Annotated in this window: 12 protein-coding genes; 8 read left to right on the top strand and 4 right to left on the bottom strand. The window is 60.7% G+C overall.

Going from position 1 to position 17,092, the window contains the following annotated elements; all coding sequences use genetic code 11:
- Nucleotides 1-180 precede the first annotated feature (180 nt).
- Together lptF and lptG are read left to right on the top strand one after the other, a co-directional pair.
- On the top strand, nucleotides 181-1,278 hold the full coding sequence (gene lptF / locus OHJ17_RS22655) for an LPS export ABC transporter permease LptF (protein ID WP_002886955.1): 1,098 nt from the start codon (nucleotides 181-183) through the stop codon (nucleotides 1,276-1,278).
- The gene (lptG, locus tag OHJ17_RS22650; protein WP_002886956.1) at nucleotides 1,278-2,360 is read left to right on the top strand and encodes an LPS export ABC transporter permease LptG; all 1,083 of its coding nucleotides are present in this window, start codon (nucleotides 1,278-1,280) and stop codon (nucleotides 2,358-2,360) included. Before lptF ends, lptG begins: the two co-directional genes overlap by 1 nt.
- 48 nt (nucleotides 2,361-2,408) lie before the next feature.
- On the opposite strand, the gene OHJ17_RS22645 is transcribed toward lptG, so the two are convergent.
- Nucleotides 2,409-3,911 (bottom strand): helicase HerA-like C-terminal domain-containing protein, encoded by a 1,503-nt coding sequence (locus OHJ17_RS22645; protein WP_004210619.1) that lies wholly within the window; start codon nucleotides 3,909-3,911, stop codon nucleotides 2,409-2,411.
- A 98-nt stretch (nucleotides 3,912-4,009) separates the two neighbouring features.
- Nucleotides 4,010-4,831, bottom strand: a complete 822-nt coding sequence (locus OHJ17_RS22640) for a TIM barrel protein (RefSeq protein ID WP_032433785.1) — start codon at nucleotides 4,829-4,831, stop codon at nucleotides 4,010-4,012.
- Nucleotides 4,832-5,182: 351 nt separating this feature from the next.
- Between OHJ17_RS22640 and OHJ17_RS22635 the strand changes: the two genes are divergently transcribed.
- Complete coding sequence (locus OHJ17_RS22635) at nucleotides 5,183-6,688, top strand: CoA-acylating methylmalonate-semialdehyde dehydrogenase (RefSeq protein WP_009486529.1); 1,506 nt, start codon at nucleotides 5,183-5,185, stop codon at nucleotides 6,686-6,688.
- 18 nt (nucleotides 6,689-6,706) lie between these two features.
- A complete protein-coding gene (iolB, locus tag OHJ17_RS22630; RefSeq protein WP_004186731.1) occupies nucleotides 6,707-7,516 on the top strand; it encodes a 5-deoxy-glucuronate isomerase in 810 nt (269 codons plus the stop codon).
- Nucleotides 7,517-8,743: 1,227 nt separating this feature from the next.
- Here iolB and OHJ17_RS22625 read toward each other — a convergent pair.
- Both OHJ17_RS22625 and OHJ17_RS22620 read right to left on the bottom strand, forming a co-directional pair.
- Nucleotides 8,744-9,601, bottom strand: coding sequence for a MurR/RpiR family transcriptional regulator (locus OHJ17_RS22625; protein WP_004152190.1), 858 nt, complete (start codon nucleotides 9,599-9,601; stop codon nucleotides 8,744-8,746).
- A gap of 151 nt (nucleotides 9,602-9,752) precedes the next feature.
- A complete protein-coding gene (locus OHJ17_RS22620; protein WP_004146797.1) occupies nucleotides 9,753-11,666 on the bottom strand; it encodes a bifunctional 5-dehydro-2-deoxygluconokinase/5-dehydro-2-deoxyphosphogluconate aldolase in 1,914 nt (637 codons plus the stop codon).
- Between the two features lie 505 nt (nucleotides 11,667-12,171).
- Here OHJ17_RS22620 and iolD point away from each other — a divergent pair.
- From iolD to iolE, 4 genes are read left to right on the top strand one after another with little or no spacing between them, the layout of a single operon-like run.
- Entirely contained in the window at nucleotides 12,172-14,112 is a 1,941-nt protein-coding gene (gene iolD, locus OHJ17_RS22615; protein ID WP_004152191.1) for a 3D-(3,5/4)-trihydroxycyclohexane-1,2-dione acylhydrolase (decyclizing), read from the top strand.
- 46 nt (nucleotides 14,113-14,158) lie between these two features.
- Entirely contained in the window at nucleotides 14,159-15,172 is a 1,014-nt protein-coding gene (locus OHJ17_RS22610; protein WP_032433786.1) for a bifunctional inositol 2-dehydrogenase/D-chiro-inositol 1-dehydrogenase, read from the top strand.
- A 41-nt stretch (nucleotides 15,173-15,213) separates the two neighbouring features.
- Complete coding sequence (locus OHJ17_RS22605) at nucleotides 15,214-16,098, top strand: sugar phosphate isomerase/epimerase family protein (protein ID WP_004152193.1); 885 nt, start codon at nucleotides 15,214-15,216, stop codon at nucleotides 16,096-16,098.
- A gap of 23 nt (nucleotides 16,099-16,121) precedes the next feature.
- Nucleotides 16,122-17,021: a myo-inosose-2 dehydratase gene (iolE, locus tag OHJ17_RS22600; RefSeq protein WP_002886970.1), complete on the top strand. Its 900-nt coding sequence runs from the start codon at nucleotides 16,122-16,124 to the stop codon at nucleotides 17,019-17,021.
- Nucleotides 17,022-17,092 lie beyond the last annotated feature (71 nt).

Raw genomic sequence — 17,092 nt, 5'->3', positions numbered from 1 at the left:
CTTCGTGTTAATCTTAACGTTATTAAGGCCTGGGTTCGTCAGAAAAGATCCTGACATGCAGAACCGATGAGTCATTTAATCTTAGCGACGTTTTCGACGACCAAAGAGAATAAATGACGTTTAAGCCATGAAACAAGCAATTTTCCTGCACTAAAACGGGTTTTTACGGGCGTATTTATAGTGATAATCATAAGATATCTGGTTCGTGAGACGCTGAAAAGCCAGTTGGCGATCCTATTCATCCTGTTACTGATTTTCTTTTGTCAGAAATTAGTCAGGATCCTCGGCGCCGCGGTGGATGGCGATATCCCAACCAATCTGGTGCTCTCGCTGTTGGGGCTCGGCATCCCGGAGATGGCGCAGCTTATCCTGCCGTTAAGTCTGTTCCTTGGCCTGCTGATGACCCTCGGCAAGCTGTACACCGAAAGTGAAATTACGGTGATGCACGCCTGCGGCCTGAGCAAAGCCGTGCTGATCAAGGCGGCGATGATCCTTGCGCTGTTCACCGGCGCGGTGGCGGCGGTCAACGTTATGTGGGCGGGGCCGTGGTCGTCGCGCCATCAGGACGAGGTGCTGGCCGAAGCTAAAGCCAACCCCGGTATGGCGGCGCTGGCCCAGGGCCAGTTCCAGCAGGCCAGCGATGGTAACGCGGTGATGTTTATCGAAAGCGTCAACGGCAACCGCTTCCATGACGTCTTCCTTGCCCAGCTGCGTCCGAAAGGCAATGCGCGCCCCTCGGTGGTGGTGGCGGATTCCGGCGAGCTGTCGCAGCAGAAAGACGGCTCGCAGGTGGTGACCCTCAACAAGGGCACCCGCTTTGAAGGCACCGCGATGCTGCGCGACTTCCGCATTACCGACTTCAATAACTATCAGGCTATTATCGGCCACCAGGCGGTGAGCGCCGATCCGGACGACACCGAACAGATGGATATGCGCACCTTGTGGAAAACCCACACCGACCGCGCGCGCGCCGAACTGCACTGGCGCTTCACGCTGGTGGCGACCGTCTTCATTATGGCGCTGATGGTGGTGCCGCTCAGCGTGGTGAACCCGCGTCAGGGCCGTGTGCTGTCGATGCTGCCGGCGATGCTGCTTTACCTGGTGTTCTTCCTGCTGCAAACGTCGATTAAGTCGAACGGCGGCAAAGGCAAAATGGACCCGGCTATCTGGATGTGGGCGATTAACCTGCTCTATTTTGCGCTGGCGGTGCTGTTAAACCTGTGGGACACGGTGCCGATGCGCCGCTTCCGCGCCCGTTTTAATAAAGGAGCGGCCTGATGCAGGCGTTTGGCGTACTTGACCGTTATATCGGTAAGACGATTTTCAACACCATCATGATGACCCTGTTCATGCTGGTGTCGCTCTCCGGCATTATCAAGTTTGTCGATCAGCTGAAAAAGTCCGGGCAGGGCAGCTACGATGCGCTGGGCGCTGGTCTCTACACCATCCTCAGCGTGCCGAAGGACATCCAGATCTTCTTCCCGATGGCGGCGCTGCTTGGCGCGCTGCTGGGGCTGGGGATGCTGGCCCAGCGCAGCGAACTGGTGGTGATGCAGGCATCCGGTTTCACCCGGCTGCAGGTAGCGCTGGCGGTAATGAAAACCGCGATCCCGCTGGTGCTGCTGACCATGGCCATCGGCGAGTGGGTGGCGCCGCAGGGCGAACAGATGGCGCGCAACTACCGTGCCCAGCAGATGTACGGCGGCTCGCTGCTCTCAACCCAGCAGGGGCTGTGGGCGAAAGATGGCCACAACTTTGTCTATATCGAACGGGTGAAAGGCAACGATGAGCTGGGGGGCGTCAGCATCTATGCCTTCAACCCGGAGCGTCGTTTACAGTCGGTGCGCTATGCCGCTTCGGCAAAATTCGATAGCGAAAATAAAGTGTGGCGTCTGTCGCAGGTGGATGAATCCGACCTGACCGATCCAAAGCAGGTGACCGGGTCGCAGATGGTGAGCGGCACCTGGAAAACCAACCTGACGCCGGACAAACTGGGCGTGGTTGCCCTGGATCCGGATGCGCTGTCGATCAGCGGGCTGCACAACTATGTGAAATACCTCAAGTCCAGCGGCCAGGATCCGGGACGCTACCAGCTCAATATGTGGAGCAAAATCTTCCAGCCGCTGTCGGTGGCGGTGATGATGCTGATGGCGCTGTCGTTTATCTTTGGCCCGCTGCGTAGCGTGCCGATGGGCGTGCGGGTGGTGACGGGGATTAGCTTCGGCTTTATCTTCTATGTCCTCGACCAGATTTTCGGCCCGCTGACCCTGGTCTACGGCATACCGCCGATCATCGGCGCGCTGTTGCCGAGCGCCAGCTTCTTCCTGATAAGCCTCTGGCTGATGATGCGCAAGGCCTAGCGGGTAAGCCTGAAACGTAAGCCCCCTCAGCGATGAGGGGGCTTTTTTTTAGCGCTTGCGTCCGCCCAGCAGGCTGCCCAGCATGCCGCGGACGATCTGATTGGTGACCTGGCGAACCGCGCTTTTCGCTGCGGTCTGCACGATACCGTCGCGTTTACCGCCTCGCGGGCCGGTGCTGCCGAACAGGATATCTTTCAGGCCGCCAAGCAGCCCGTCGTCTTCCCCGCTCTGCTGGCCCTTCGCCGGCGGAGCCGACTGCTGCCCGGTGGCGACCTGCACCCCTTGCTGCAGCATTTCGAAAGCCGACTCGCGGTCCACCTCCTCCTCATACTTACCGTACAGCGGCGAGTGGTTCAGCAGACCATTGCGCTCGTCATCGCTGACCGGCCCCATTCGCGAACAGGGGGCGATAACCATCGCCCGCTCGACCACCGACGGGCTGCCTTTCTCATCGAGGAAGGAGATCAGCGCCTCGCCGGTGCCCAGCTCCTGGATCGCCTGCTCGGTACTGAAGGCCGGGTTGGCGCGCATGGTCTGGGCGGCGGTTTTCACCGCCTTCTGGTCCTTCGGCGTAAAGGCGCGCAGGGCATGCTGCACGCGGTTGCCCAGCTGGCCGAGCACGGCGTCGGGAATATCCGCCGGGTTCTGCGAGACAAAGTAGACGCCGACCCCCTTGGAGCGGATAAGGCGGATCACCTGTTCAATTTTATCCAGCAGCACCTGCGGCGCGTCGTTGAACAGCAGATGCGCCTCATCGAAGAAGAACACCAGCTTCGGTTTATCGAGGTCGCCGGCTTCCGGCAGGCGCTCGTAGAGCTCGGAGAGCATCCACAGCAGGCTGGCGGCGTACAGCTTCGGCATCTGGTAGAGCTTTTCGGCGCTAAGGATATTGATCACCCCTTTACCGCTGGCATCGACGCGCATCCAGTCGGCAATATCCAGCATCGGCTCGCCGAAGAAGTGCTCGGCGCCCTGTTGCTCCAGGGTCAACAGCCCGCGCTGGATGGCGCCGATCGAGGCGCTGTTAATATTGCCGTACTGGTTCTGGAAAGACTTGGCGTTATCGCCGATAAACTGGGTGATGGCGCGGAGGTCTTTGAAGTCGAGCAGCAGCAGGCCGCGGTCGTCCGCGATGCGGAAAATAATGTTCAGTACGCCGCTCTGCACCTCGTTGAGATTGAGCAGGCGCGCCAGCAGCAGGGGGCCGAGATCGGAGACCGTCGCCCGCACCGGGTGGCCCTTCTCGCCAAAGATATCCCAGAGCACCACCGGGTTGGCGTGCGGCTCCCAGTCGCTGACGCCGATCTTCTCCAGCCGCGCCTGCAGTTTCTCTGAGCTCTGCCCCGCGGCGGCAATGCCGGTCAGGTCGCCCTTGACGTCGGCCATAAATACCGGCACGCCAATCTCCGAGAACGACTCAGCCAGCTTCTGCAGGGTGACGGTTTTACCGGTGCCGGTCGCACCGGTGATAAGCCCATGGCGGTTGGCCATCGCAGGCAGTAAATAGAGCGCGTTATCCAGCGTGCGCGCAATCAACAGGGGTGAGCTCATGGTCGATTCCTCCATTTATCCTGCGACGATTATAGGCAACCTCGTCGTCCGGCGTTGGGAAAATCGTCACGCGCCGCGCACGCTGTACCGTGAGGGTCTCAGGCGCAGTGGCGCTGGATGAGCGCGATGCTCTGCTCAATTTCGCGCTCGATATCCGCTTCGCTCCATTGCGCCAGCTCGGGGGCGAAGGGCTCAAAAGCGTACACCCCCTGATAGCCGCGGGCTTCCAGCGCTTTAACCTGCTCGCAGGTGCCGAGACGATCCTGCGGGGTTAGCATGATGCGCTCGGCATCGGTGAGCTGCTCGCGCGGACGGCTATCGTCCACTCCTGAAAGGTGCACCAGCCCGATATCCGCCACCTTTACCTGGCTGAACTCGTCCGCCGCCTGCGGGTAAAGATGGTGATGGAAGGTATCGATCAGCAGCTTAAACGGCACGCGGGCGTCGTGGATCAGCGTCTGCGCCTGGTGCGCAGAACGCAGCGAGCTTTGCGGGAAGCCCAGCGGCTCCACCAGGCCGTGGATGCCATAGAAGGCGAACAGCGGCGCCAGGTCGCGCAGGGCGCCCAGGGTTTCGCTGGCCGGCACCTCGCTGCCGTCGTTGAGCGGACAGAGCACCAGCGATTTGGCGCCGATGGCCTGGGCCTCTTTCAGCAGCGATTCGGTCAACTGCCGCACCTCTTCGCTACGACGGTTAAAGGGGTAGACCGCGTTAATCGTCAGGATCTCGATGTGGTAGCGCGCCGCCAGCTCGCGCACCTGCTGATGGCTCAGATCGTCGGTCACTTTTCCACTGGGTAAATCGTTGCGCAGCTCGACCTTATTCAGGCCCAGACGGTTCACCAGACGGAAAAACGCTTCAATGTTGAGCGCTGGCGCGATTTTGCGGTTAATACAAAAACGTTGCATTGCGATGGCCATAGGACACTCCTGACGGAAGAGGGGGTAGGTTCGTTCAATTGGCTAACAGTCAAAACGTTTATTCCAAAATTATCAAGAATGGAAATGATGAATGTTTGAGCTGTCTCGCAAAATATCACCGGCACCGACTGCCGGCGCGACAGCGGCGGGAAGCCTGGCGTCGAGGGCAACGAGGCGCGATGCGGGAAGCGCACAGGCGACCGGTTAGCGCAAAATGCGACTGTTATCACCAAAATGAAATTTCATTTCACAACAATGTTGAAATATAAATTTCATTTTACTACGGTTATAGCACAGCAGAATCAGCGACGGGCCGGTGTGCGCTGGCCCCCTTCACTATGAGGCGAGAACATGACGATCACAGGAAACTTTATTGGCGGGAAAACCGTTATTAGCAGCAGCAACGAAACGATGCCGGTGTACGACCCGGCGACGGGCAAAGCGGTGCGCGAAGTCACGGTGTCAACCGCGCAGGAAGTCTCCGAGGCGATTCAGGTTGCTCGCGATGCGTTTGACAGCTGGTCCCGTACCACGCCGCTGCGCCGCGCCCGCGTGCTGTTCAACTTCAAAATGTTGCTGGAGCAGCACGTGGAAGAGCTGGCGGGGATCATCGTCAGCGAGCACGGTAAGGTGTGGTCGGATGCGCTGGGCGAGCTGACCCGCGGTATGGAAGTGGTCGAATTCGCCTGCGGGATCCCGCACCTGATTAAAGGCGAATACTCCTCTGACGTCGGCACCGGCGTCGACAGCTACTCGCTGATGCAGCCCCTGGGCGTGGTGGCAGGGATCACCCCGTTCAACTTCCCGGCGATGGTGCCGATGTGGATGTTCCCGCTGGCGCTGGCCTGCGGCAACAGTTTCGTCCTCAAGCCGCCCGCGCTGGCGCCGACGGCCGCTGTGCGTCTGGCAGAGCTGTTAAAAGAGGCTGGTCTGCCGGACGGCGTGTTTAACGTCGTGCACTGCAGCAATGAAGATGCTGAGCAGCTGTACACTGACCCGCGTATTGCGGCGGTGAGCTTCGTCGGCTCCTCCGGCGTGGCGGAGTATATCTATAAGACCGCCAGCGCCCACGGCAAGCGCGTGCAGGCCTTCGGCGCCGCCAAAAACCACGCGATTGTGATGCCGGATGCCGATCTCGACGCCACCGTTAACGCCATTATGGGCGGCGCTTTTGGCTCCGCAGGCGAGCGCTGCATGGCGCTGCCGGTGGTGGTGGCGGTGGGAGATGAAACCGCCGACAAACTGATCGCCCGCCTGAAGCCGCTGGTGGAAGCGCTGAAAGTAGGCCCGGGCTGCATGCGTGGCCAGGAAGAGAACGAGATGGGACCGGTGGTGTCTGATACCCACCAGAAAAAAGTGCTCGGCTATATTGATAAAGGCGAAAGCGAAGGGGCAAAACTGGTGGTCGATGGCCGCAAACTGCGCGTGCCGGGCTACGACGCGGGCTACTATGTCGGCGGCACCCTGTTCGATCACGTCACCCCGGAGATGACCATCTGGCGCGAAGAGATCTTTGGCCCGGTGCTGGGGATTGTGCGCGCGGCGGACTATAACAGCGCCCTTGAGCTGGTCAACAGCCATGAGTTTGGCAACGGCAGCGCCGTTTTCACCAGCAACGGCCACACCGCGCGTGAATTCGTCCACGACGTGCAGGCGGGGATGGTCGGGGTGAACGTGCCGGTACCGGTGCCGATGGCGTTCCACAGCTTTGGCGGCTGGAAGCGCTCGGTGTTTGGCGCGTTGAACGTCCACGGGCCGGACGGCGTGCGCTTCTACACGCGCATGAAGACCGCCACCGTACGCTGGCCGGCAGGGCAGCAGACCGTATCTGAATTCAGCATGCCGACGTTAGGTTAATCGGCGAAGGAGAGTGCCATGTCGTTACTGGCTAAATCGCGAAAAGAGGGACAGATCCAGCATATTACGCCGCAAAGCGCCGGTTGGCGCTATATCGGCTTTGATGTCTGGATGTTGAAAAAAGGGCAGACCGTGACGCTGGAGAGCGGCGATCGCGAGCTGTGCCTGGTGCTGGTCGCCGGGCTGGCGTCGGTGAAAACGCAGCATGCCGATTTCCCGAATCTCGGTAAACGGATGTCGCCGTTTGAGCGCACCCCGCCGTGGTCGGTCTACGTCCCGCCGCAGGATAAAGTCGAGGTGACTGCCGATTCCGATCTGGAGCTGGCGGTATGCAGCGCGCCGGGCAAAGGCCGCTTCCCGGCACGCCTCATTCGGCCGGAAGACGTCGGGGTAGAGCACCGTGGGAAAGGGCGCAATCAGCGCCGGGTGCATAATATTCTGCCGGACAGCGCCGAGGCGGACTGCCTGTTGGTGGTGGAAGTCTACACCGACGAGGGGGCCACCAGCTCGTGGCCGTCGCATAAGCATGATACCGCCCAGCCGGGCAAAGAGACGCAGCTGGAAGAAACCTACTATCACCGCTTCGATCCGCCGCAGGGCTTTGCCTTCCAGCGGGTCTACACCGACGACCGCAGCCTGGACGCCTGTATGGCGCCCTACAACCACGATGTGGTGATGGTGCCGCGCGGTTACCATCCGGTGGCAGCAATTGCCGGTTACGACAGCTACTATCTGAACGTGATGGCCGGGCCGGACCGGAAATGGCTGTTCACCTGGGAAGATGACCACGCCTGGATCAACACGCCGGAGTATCCGCGCCACGACTGACGCGCGGTGCAGAAGCGGATAAAGAAGGCCGGTTAGCGATGCTAACCGGCCTTCCTGTTTGAGGGCGGTGGGTGTTTTTTCGCGAAACGCTCCGCGGAATCCCACTCCCGACCCGGCAAGCGCAGCGCCGCCGGGGAGGACACCTCCGGCGCCATACCCGCCTTTGTGCCGGATGGCGGCTTCGCCTTATCCGGCCTACGGGAGGATCCCGTAAGCCCCTATACCGTCGGCCCGGCAAGCGCAGCGCCGCCGGGCAGGACACCTCCGGCGCCATACCTGCCTTTGTGCCGGATGGCGGCACAAATGCCTTATCCGGCCTACGGCATCCTCCCGTAAGCCCCTATACCGTCGGCCCGGCAAGCGCAGCGCCGCCGGGCGATGACCACAGGCACGGCGCTGCTTTTATGCCGGGCGGCGGCTCACGCCTTGCCCGGCATACGGTTCGTGCGACCTGCCGTTAATTTATTCACCATTGTTGCTGAAACTGCCGGTGCTGACGGCCTCAAAATCGCTGAGACGTTCCCGGAAGGCCGGGGCAGCCCGCATGGATGCGGGCTGAGGGCCGTGTTTTGCACGGACGCTGCCTCGGCCCGACCCGAAGCCTGCAGGGATAAGTCGAAGGGACCGCGTAGCGGCGATTTTGCTGGCCGGAGCCCGGGGGTACAGGGGGCGGCGGCGACTGGCCGCCCCCTGTGCGCTCCCTGCGCCATGCCAGGCATAACGCAGAAGATTAACCGGGAGCGCAATGTGCGCTGAAATCACATGCGACAAACGCTTTACCCGGATTAATAGAGTTGCATACCAATAACATTATCTCCGGCACCCCGCAGGCACATATACCCCAGGCCCGGCAAGCGCAGCGCCTCCGGGCAGGAACCTCCGGCGCCATACCTGCTTTTATGCCGGATGGCGCTACGCTTATCCGGCCTACGGGAGCCACCCGTAAGCCCCTATACCCCAGGCCCGGCAAGCGTAGCGCCGCCGGGCAGGACACCTCCGGCGCCATACCTGCCTTTGTGCCGGATGGCGGCTTCGCCTTATCCGGCCTACGGGAGCCTCCCGTAAGCCCATATACCCCAGGCCTGGCAAGCGCAGCGCCGCCGGGCAGGACACCGCAGACACCATACCCGCCTTTGTGCCGGATGGCGGCTTCGCCTTATCCGGCCTACGGCATCCTTCCGTAAGCCTATACTGCGCCGCCGAGTAACAAACGCCAGGCAGCCTATCTCACGCCTTCTGCTTGGCCTCGGACTCCTGGCTGCTGTTCAGCGCCAGCGAAACCGCCAGCGTCTGGGCCAGACACAGCGAAGCAACCTGCGAGCGGAATCCATCCACCTGCGCTTCACGCACCACAAAGCAGACATCGCTGAAAGCCGCCAGCGGGCTGACCTGGCTGTCGGTAATGGCGATCTGCCGCGCTTTGCGCTGCGCGCCCAGCTCCACCAGCTCGACCACTTCCCGGGCGTACGGCGAGAAGCTCACCGCCACTACCACGTCTTTCGGACCGACCAGGCTCAGCTGCTCGGTGAACATGCCGCCGAGGCCGTCGATCAGAAAGGCTTTGCGATCGAGGTGACGCAGCGCATAGGTCAGATAGGAGGCGACGCTAAACGACCGGCGCAGACCAATGACGTAAATATTTTCCGCCTCGCCCAGCAGGGCCACCGCGCGCTCCAGATCATCGCTGGAGGTCTGCATCGCCAGCTGCTGCAGCGCCTGGTTGTTCACCATCGTGAACATATTGAGGATTTCCGTCGGCGTTTCCGGCGGGCTGGACTCATCGCTGGTGGTCTGGCGGAAAAGACGGGCGCGCTCGGTATAGTTGGCGGTCTCTTCCATCAAATGTTGCTTGAACATCTGTTTCATTTCGTTAAAGCCGCTGAAGCCGAAGGCGTTGGCAAAACGAATCAACGTGGAAGGGGGAACATCCGCCTGTTGCGCAATGGAGGCCACGGTATCGAAAGCCACGCTATTGCTGTTATCAAGGATATAGCGGGCGACCTGTTTCAGGCGTTTGCTTAACGTATCGTAGCGACGCCTGATTTCATCCTGCAGGATGGTCAGCTGTGTTGGGTTATTGGCCATAGAGTGCGCTCTGAGAAAATGGAAGGAATATGGCTTCCAGTGTACCAAATGAAGCGAATTTTTCATTTATTGCGACGAAATACGCGATTCATTTCACGAAGAAACAGAAAAACGCCCGCTCCGCAAGGTGACGGAGACGGGCGTCGGGGGATCAGCGGCGGGCTTCGCGCCAGTAGCCAATAAGCGTCAGGTAGTTGCGTTTCACTTCCTCTATCAGGGCCTCATCGCTGAGCTCACCCTGCATCCAGCGCCGCGACGGCTGGCCAAAGATGGTGCGCCCGACGGCGAAACCTTTGATCATCGGGTGTGCGGCCGCCTCGGCGAAACCGGCGCGCAGTTTGTCGGAAGGCGCGTCAAGCCCGAGGATCAGGATCCCGCGGCTCCACGGATCTTCACGCTCGATAAGCGCGGTGATCTGCTGCCAGCTGGCGCTGGAGAGCGGCGGCAGCTTCCACCAGTCCGGCTTGATCCCCAGCTGATAGAAGTGTTCCAGCATGGTGTGGTAATGGCGCTCGTCTTTGTCCGGGCCATTTTCCGGCAGGATCACCTCCAGCAGCAGTTCATGGCCTGACTTGTTACAGGCCTGCCAGACCTCGAGCAGCAGGGCATCCTGCTCTGCACGCAGCGCCGCCGGGTCGTCCGGGTGATAGAAGACCAGGCATTTGACGACATGCTCCAGCGGCCAGTCGATCAGCTGCGAGCCGATGTTGCCATGCTCCAGACGCAGCGGTCGCGAGCTGGGCAGTTCGATAGGGCGGCCGATCCACCAGCCCTTGCCGGTAATGGCGTTGAGCGCACGCTGGCCGTAGGTGCCGTCGGCCAGAATGCCGCTGCGCTGATCGAGACCTGCCTCCTGCGCCGCCGCTTCGGCCGCGGCCAACAACAGCAGCTTGAGCTGCGGAATGCAGGCTTCGTCACGCCCGGTCTCCCGCGCCAGATCGGCCAGCTGTTTGCGATGGTCAAAGGCGAAAATGCACAGCTCCGGCCACTGCTGACGGCGGCTGGTGACCCGGTGTAGGTGGTTGAGGCGCTCGTCGACGTCCGGGCGCGGCACCGATTCGGCGCGCTGCAGGTAGTCATCGAGTTCGACTTTGGTCGGCATCGCCGGCGCGCAGCCGTGGCGGGAGACCACCAGCGCCCCGCAGGCGTTGGCGTAACGGCAAGCCTGCTCCCAGCCTTCGTCGTTGAGCCAGCCGCGCAGCAGACCCGACATAAAGGCATCTCCGGCGCCCAGCACGTTGAGAACCTCCACGCGCACGCCCTGCTGCAGCGGCACCTGGTCCCAGCTGTCCGGGATGTCGCCTTCCAGCACCACGCAGCCCATCGGCCCGCGCTTGCAGACGAGAGTGGCTTTGGTGGCATTGCGCACATTTTTCAGCGCGGTCAGGGTATCGGTGCTGCCCCCGGCAATATGAAACTCTTCTTCGGTTCCCACCACCAGATCGAACAGATGCAGCACTTCCTGCAGCTGGCTGGTGACCGGTCCGGACTCAATGAAACGGGTTTCGCCATCGCCGAGCGAGGTGAGCCCCCACAGCACCGGACGGTAATCGATATCCAGCGCGGTACGCAGGCCGTGACGGCGGGCGTACTCCAGCGCCTTCAGCACCGCGGCGCGGGTGTTGGCGTGCGACAGGTGGGTGCCAGTCACCGCCAGCGCCCGGGAGGAGGCAATATACTCCTCGCTAATGTCGTCAGGCGTTAAGGCCATATCGGCGCAGTTATCGCGGTAGAAAATCAGGGGGAAGGTCTCCTGATCCTTAATCCCCAGCATCACCAGCGCGGTCAGGCGAGATTTGTCGGTAATCAGATACTCGGTATCCACCCCGGCGCGGTTGAGCGTTTCGCGCAGGAAACGGCCGTTGTGTTCATCGCCAACGCGCGCCAGCATGGCCGATTTCAGCCCCTGAATCGCGGTGCCAAAGGCCACGTTGCCGGAGGAGCCGCCCAGATATTTCGCGAAACTGGCAACGTCTTCTAGCCGCGAACCAATCTGCTGGGCATAGAGGTCGACGGCCACCCGACCTATACAGATGACGTCGAGCCGCTTTACTGCTGCATTCATAGCTAGGATTTCCTTTTTGGTGTCTGCTGCCTGGAAGGGTCGGGATCCCGACGTCGACTCCGTGAACAGCCTGAGGGTTATTGGTTACCCTTAGTTTGAGAAATAAATATTTCATTTGCAAACTCGTTCGAAATTAAAAAACCAAAAGTGTGAGGGATCTACCACTCTGCCGCACTGAGCCTCGCGCGAGCGCGGATCGCCCCCTCTGTCGACCCGGGGGAAAATGAAACGCCAAATGGCATCCATTTACCTATGATTTTTAAGGGGATATTGCCGTCTGGTGCGGCAAAAAAGGGCCCGAAAACGTGTCTGGAATGTAAGTGAAACGTATGAAATGGGTAGAGAGTTTGATCCTTCTCGCAAAATGAAATATTTCTTCTGTATTTGTATTTAATGAAAAAAATGTTTGCCTATAATCCACAGGTATTCCAGTGACGTGAACGACGGCCCCGGCGGCATCGGCGCGACGCCACACACAAATACTGAACAATAAGGATTGTGCATCATGGGCAAACTGAGACTGACAACGGCGCAGGCGCTGGTGAAGTTCCTCGATAACCAGTACCTGGAAGTGGATGGCGTAGAGCTGAAGTTCGTGAAAGGCATTTTCGCGATTTTCGGCCATGGCAACGTCCTGGGGCTGGGGCAGGCGCTGGAGCAGGACAGCGGCGATATGCGCGTCTATCAGGGGCGCAACGAGCAGGGGATGGCCCACGCGGCCACCGGTTTTGCCCGCCAGGCCCTGCGCCGGCAGATTATCGCCTGCACCTCCTCCATCGGTCCGGGAGCGGCCAACATGATCACCGCCGCCGGCACCGCCAGCGCCAACCGCATCCCGCTGCTGCTGCTGCCGGGCGATGTCTTCGCCACCCGCCAGCCGGACCCGGTGCTCCAGCAGATTGAACAGAGCTACGATCTCAGCATCAGCACCAATGATGCCTTCCGCGCAGTCAGCAAATACTGGGACCGCATTACCCGCCCGGAACAGCTGATGAGCGCCTGCATCAACGCCATGCGCGTCCTGACCGACCCGGCGGAAACCGGCGCGGTAACGCTGTGCCTGCCGCAGGATGTGCAGGGCGAAGCCTGGGATTACCCGGAATCCTTCTTTGCGCGCCGCGTGCACCGTCTCGACCGCCGCCCGGCCAGCGCCGCGCAGCTGGCGGACGCCGTGGCGGCCATCAAAGCCAGCCGTAAACCGCTGATCGTCTGCGGCGGCGGGGTGAAATACTCCGGCGCGGGCGAAGCGCTGTCCCGTTTCGCCGAGCGCTACGGGGTGCCCTTCGCCGAAACCCAGGCCGGGAAGGGGACGGTGGTCTCGTCTCACCCCCTGAACGTCGGCGGCGTCGGCGAAACGGGCTGCCTGGCGGCGAACCTGCTGGCGAAAGAGGCCGACCTGGTGATCGGCGTCGGCACCCGCTTCAGCGATTTTACCACCGCCTCGAAATGGATTTTCCAGCACCCGGAGGTGCGTTTCCTGAATATTAACGTCAGCAACTTCGACGCCTGGAAGCTGGACGGCATTGCCATGCTGGCGGACGCCCGGGAAGCGATGACCGCTCTCGACGCGGCGCTGGCGGACAGCGGCTGGCAGGCCGGCTGGGGCGCGCAGATCGAGAGCGTGCAGAGCCGTCAGTTAAAAGAGACCCAGCGCGTCTACCAGGCGGTGTGGCAGGAAAAATCCTTTGTGCCGGAGATCGACGATCATCTCGATCGCGAATCGGTGTATCGCGAGTTCCGCCAGATCACCGACTCCACCCTGACCCAGAGCAGCGTTCTTGGGGTACTGAATGAAACGCTGCCGGCCGAGGCGGTGATCGTCGCGGCGGCGGGCAGCCTGCCAGGCGATCTGCAGCGCGTCTGGCGCAACCGCGCGGAAAACACCTACCACGTGGAGTACGGCTACTCCTGCATGGGATACGAAGTCAACGCGGCGCTGGGCGTGAAGCTGGCGCAGCCGCAGAGCGAAGTCTACTCCCTGGTCGGCGATGGCTCGTTCATGATGCTGCACTCTGAGCTGGTCACCTCCCTGCAGGAGCGGGCGAAGATCAACGTCGTGCTGTTCGACAACATGGCCAACGGCTGCATCAACAACCTGCAGATGGAGCACGGGATGGACAGCTTCGGCACCGAGTTCCGCTACCGCCAGCCGGAAACCGGCCAGCTGCAGGGCGGCCTGGTGCCGGTGGACTTCGCCACCATCGCCGCCGGCTACGGCTGCAAAACCTGGCGCGTCACCACCCTGGACGAACTGCGCCACGCGCTGGACGCCGCCCGTCGCGAAACGGTCAGCACCCTGATTGATATTAAAGTGCTGCCGAAGACCATGGTGCACAAATACGGCAGCTGGTGGAACGTCGGGGTCGCCCAGACGGCGCTCTCTGAGCGGATCCGCAAGGTGGCGCAAATGATTAATGAAAAGCGCGCCCAGGCGCGTGATTACTAAAACGAACCTCTACCCTGAATCCTACAGACTTACGGAGAAAACCATTATGTCGCTCAAATTAGGTGTCATCGGCGCTGGCGCTATCGGTAAAGAACACATCCGTCGCTGCACCCAGGTTCTGCAGGGCGCCACCGTTGTGGCGGTGTCTGATATCAATGCCGACAACGCCCGCGCGGCGGTCGCGCTGCCGGGCGTGCAGGCGGAAGTCTACGCCGACGGCCACGACGTGATTAACGCCAGCGATGTCGATGCCATCCTGGTCACCTCCTGGGACCCGACCCACGAAGAGTACACCCTGGCCGCCATTGCCGCCGGTAAGCCGGTGTTCTGCGAAAAACCGCTGGCGATGTCTGCGGAAGGCTGCCGTCGCATCGTCGATGCCGAAATGAAGGCCGGCCGTCGTCTGGTACAGGTTGGCTTTATGCGCCCGTACGACGAAGGCTATCTGGCGCTGAAAAAAGTGATCGACGATGGCGATATCGGCGCACCGCTGATGCTGCGCTGCGCCCACCGCAACCAGTCGGTCGGCGAGAACTACACCACCGATATGGCGATCACCAACACCCTGATCCACGAGCTGGACGTGCTGCGCTGGCTGCTGAACGATGACTACCGTTCCGTGCAGGTGCGCTTCCCGCGCTCCACCTCGCACACCCATGCGCGCCTGAAAGATCCGCAGATCGTCTCCTTTGAAACCAAAAAAGGCACCCTGATCGACGTCGAAGTGTTCGTGAACTGCCAGTACGGGTATGACATCCAGTGCGAAGTGGTCGGCGAAACCGGGATTGCCCGTCTGCCGGAGCCGTCTGCCGTCCAGATGCGCAAGTCCGCCAGCCTGTCGACCGCCATTCTCACCGACTGGAAAGACCGCTTTATCAAAGCCTACGACGTCGAGCTGCAGGCCTTTATCAACGACGTCAAAGCCGGCCAGCTGCAAGGCCCGTCGGCCTGGGACGGCTACGCGGCGTCGGTGGCGGCGGATGCCTGCATTAAAGCGCAGGGAACCAGCGAGCCGGTTGAAGTGACGCTGCCTGAGTGCCCGGCATTCTACAAACGTTAAGCGCGTTTTGCTGACGGAACTTCTTTGCACAGGTAACGACGATGAAAATTGCTTTTGATGTGGATGTCATTAAGGACCTCGGGATCACCCGCATGGTCCATCAGGTAGCGGAGTGGGGCTACAAGTACATTGAACAGTCGCCGCACCCGCAGATTAACCCGTTCTACAAGCACCCGCGCGCCAGCCGGGAGATCATGGCGGAGTACAAGCAGGCGCTGCGCGATACCGGCCTTGAGCTGTCGTCGTTTATCTGCGTCTACCGCTGGTCCGGCCCGGACGAACTGCGCCGTCAGGCGGCGGTGAAAAACTGGAAACGGCTGGTGGAAATTGCGGTAGAGATGGGCGTTCAGGTGATCAACACCGAGTTCTCCGGCGATCCGAATCAGCCTGAGATCTGCGATGAAATGTTCTATCGCTCAATGGAAGAGCTGTTGCCGATTTTTGAGCGGGAAGGCATCCGCGTGGAGATCCAGGCGCATCCCTGGGATTTCTGCGAAGAGAACAATGAAACCGTCGATATCGTGAAGTCGTTCCGCAGCGATAACGTGAAGTACGTCTACAGCGTGCCGCACACCTTTTTCTACGACAAAGGCGTCGGCGACGTGGCGAGCATGCTGCGCTATGCCGGGAGCGATCTCTCCCATGTCCTGATTGCGGATACCCGCAACCATACGAAACATTGCCGCTATATCGTTAACCCGCCGGGCGTGGATGCCGTGGTGCACCAGCACGTAGGCGTCGGGGAAGGGGATGTGGATTTCGACGCGCTGTTCCGCACCCTGCGCGAAATGAAATTCGCCGAGCAGACCTTCAAGGTCGGCGGGGAGCCGATTGTCGCCACCTCGCTGTTTGGCTACCCGGAAAAAATGAAATACCAGGCAGTGGAAACCCGTGAACTTATTGAACGTGAATTGCTGCGCCGCTAAGGCGCAGCGGCAGGAGCCCTACTATGAACAAAGATAACGTCAAACTGGCTATCGCCCCAATCGGCTGGACTAACGATGATATGCCGGAGCTCGGCAGCGAAAACACCTTCCAGCAGATCGTCAGCGAAATGGCGCTGGCCGGCTTTACCGGCAGCGAAGTCGGCAGCAAATATCCGCGCGACCCGGCGGTTCTCAAGCCGATGCTGGATATCCGCGGCATTCAGATCTGCAACGCCTGGTTCAGCACCTTTTTCGCCAACGGCCAGCGGGAAAAAACCATTGATGAATTCGTCAATCACATGAACTTCCTTCATGCGATGGGCGCGAAAGTGATTGGCTGCTCCGAGCAGAGCGGCAGCATCCAGGGGCTGGATAAACCGATCCTCGGCGATGCGAAGCCGTGCTTCAGCGACGAAGAGTGGCAGCGGGTGGCGGAAGGCTACAACACCCTCGGCCGCCTGGCGGCGGAGAAGGGAATGCAGGTCTGTCTGCATCACCACATGGGCACCGGCATTCAGACCACCGCGGAAATCGACAAATTTATGTCGCTGGTGGACGAGCGCGTCTTCCTGCTGTTCGACACCGGCCACGCCTGGTATTCCGAAGGCGGCGAAGCGCCGATGCTGGCGATCCTCAAAAAGTATCTGCCGCGCATCAACCACGTCCACCTGAAAGACGTCCGCCCGCCGGTGATCGACCAGGTGCGCCGCGACGGCTTGTCGTTCCTCGACGGCGTGAAAAAAGGCACCTTCACCGTCCCGGGCGACGGGGTGATCGATTTCCGTCCGGTGTTCAAGCTGCTGGACGACTTTGGCTATAAAGGCTGGATGGTAGTGGAAGCCGAGCAGGATCCTGCTCTGGCCAATCCTTTCGAATACGCCGTCAAAGCGCGCAAATATATCCGCGAAACGGCAGGGATCTAATCGTTGTGACATTTTCAGGCCATACCGGGTATGGCCTGCTTTTTTGCCTTTCACAACCGGACCCAGGGCTT

The organism is Klebsiella sp. KP20-425-1 (assembly GCF_025813515.1).
GTDB classification, from domain to species: domain Bacteria; phylum Pseudomonadota; class Gammaproteobacteria; order Enterobacterales; family Enterobacteriaceae; genus Klebsiella; species Klebsiella pneumoniae.
Note: the sequence above shows the minus strand (reverse complement) of the source record. Positions and strands in the feature narration are given on the sequence as shown.

What these genes read in the sequence shown, in the direction of transcription:
- iolD (WP_004152191.1), top strand. Translation starts at nt 12,172, where the DNA reads ATGGGCAAACTGAGACTGACAACGGCGCAGGCGCTGGTGAAGTTCCTC.
- OHJ17_RS22625 (WP_004152190.1), bottom strand. Translation starts at nt 9,601, where the DNA reads ATGGCCAATAACCCAACACAGCTGACCATCCTGCAGGATGAAATCAGG.
- OHJ17_RS22640 (WP_032433785.1), bottom strand. Translation starts at nt 4,831, where the DNA reads ATGGCCATCGCAATGCAACGTTTTTGTATTAACCGCAAAATCGCGCCA.
- OHJ17_RS22605 (WP_004152193.1), top strand. Translation starts at nt 15,214, where the DNA reads ATGAAAATTGCTTTTGATGTGGATGTCATTAAGGACCTCGGGATCACC.
- OHJ17_RS22645 (WP_004210619.1), bottom strand. Translation starts at nt 3,911, where the DNA reads ATGAGCTCACCCCTGTTGATTGCGCGCACGCTGGATAACGCGCTCTAT.
- iolE (WP_002886970.1), top strand. Translation starts at nt 16,122, where the DNA reads ATGAACAAAGATAACGTCAAACTGGCTATCGCCCCAATCGGCTGGACT.
- lptG (WP_002886956.1), top strand. Translation starts at nt 1,278, where the DNA reads ATGCAGGCGTTTGGCGTACTTGACCGTTATATCGGTAAGACGATTTTC.
- OHJ17_RS22610 (WP_032433786.1), top strand. Translation starts at nt 14,159, where the DNA reads ATGTCGCTCAAATTAGGTGTCATCGGCGCTGGCGCTATCGGTAAAGAA.
- OHJ17_RS22635 (WP_009486529.1), top strand. Translation starts at nt 5,183, where the DNA reads ATGACGATCACAGGAAACTTTATTGGCGGGAAAACCGTTATTAGCAGC.
- iolB (WP_004186731.1), top strand. Translation starts at nt 6,707, where the DNA reads ATGTCGTTACTGGCTAAATCGCGAAAAGAGGGACAGATCCAGCATATT.
- OHJ17_RS22620 (WP_004146797.1), bottom strand. Translation starts at nt 11,666, where the DNA reads ATGAATGCAGCAGTAAAGCGGCTCGACGTCATCTGTATAGGTCGGGTG.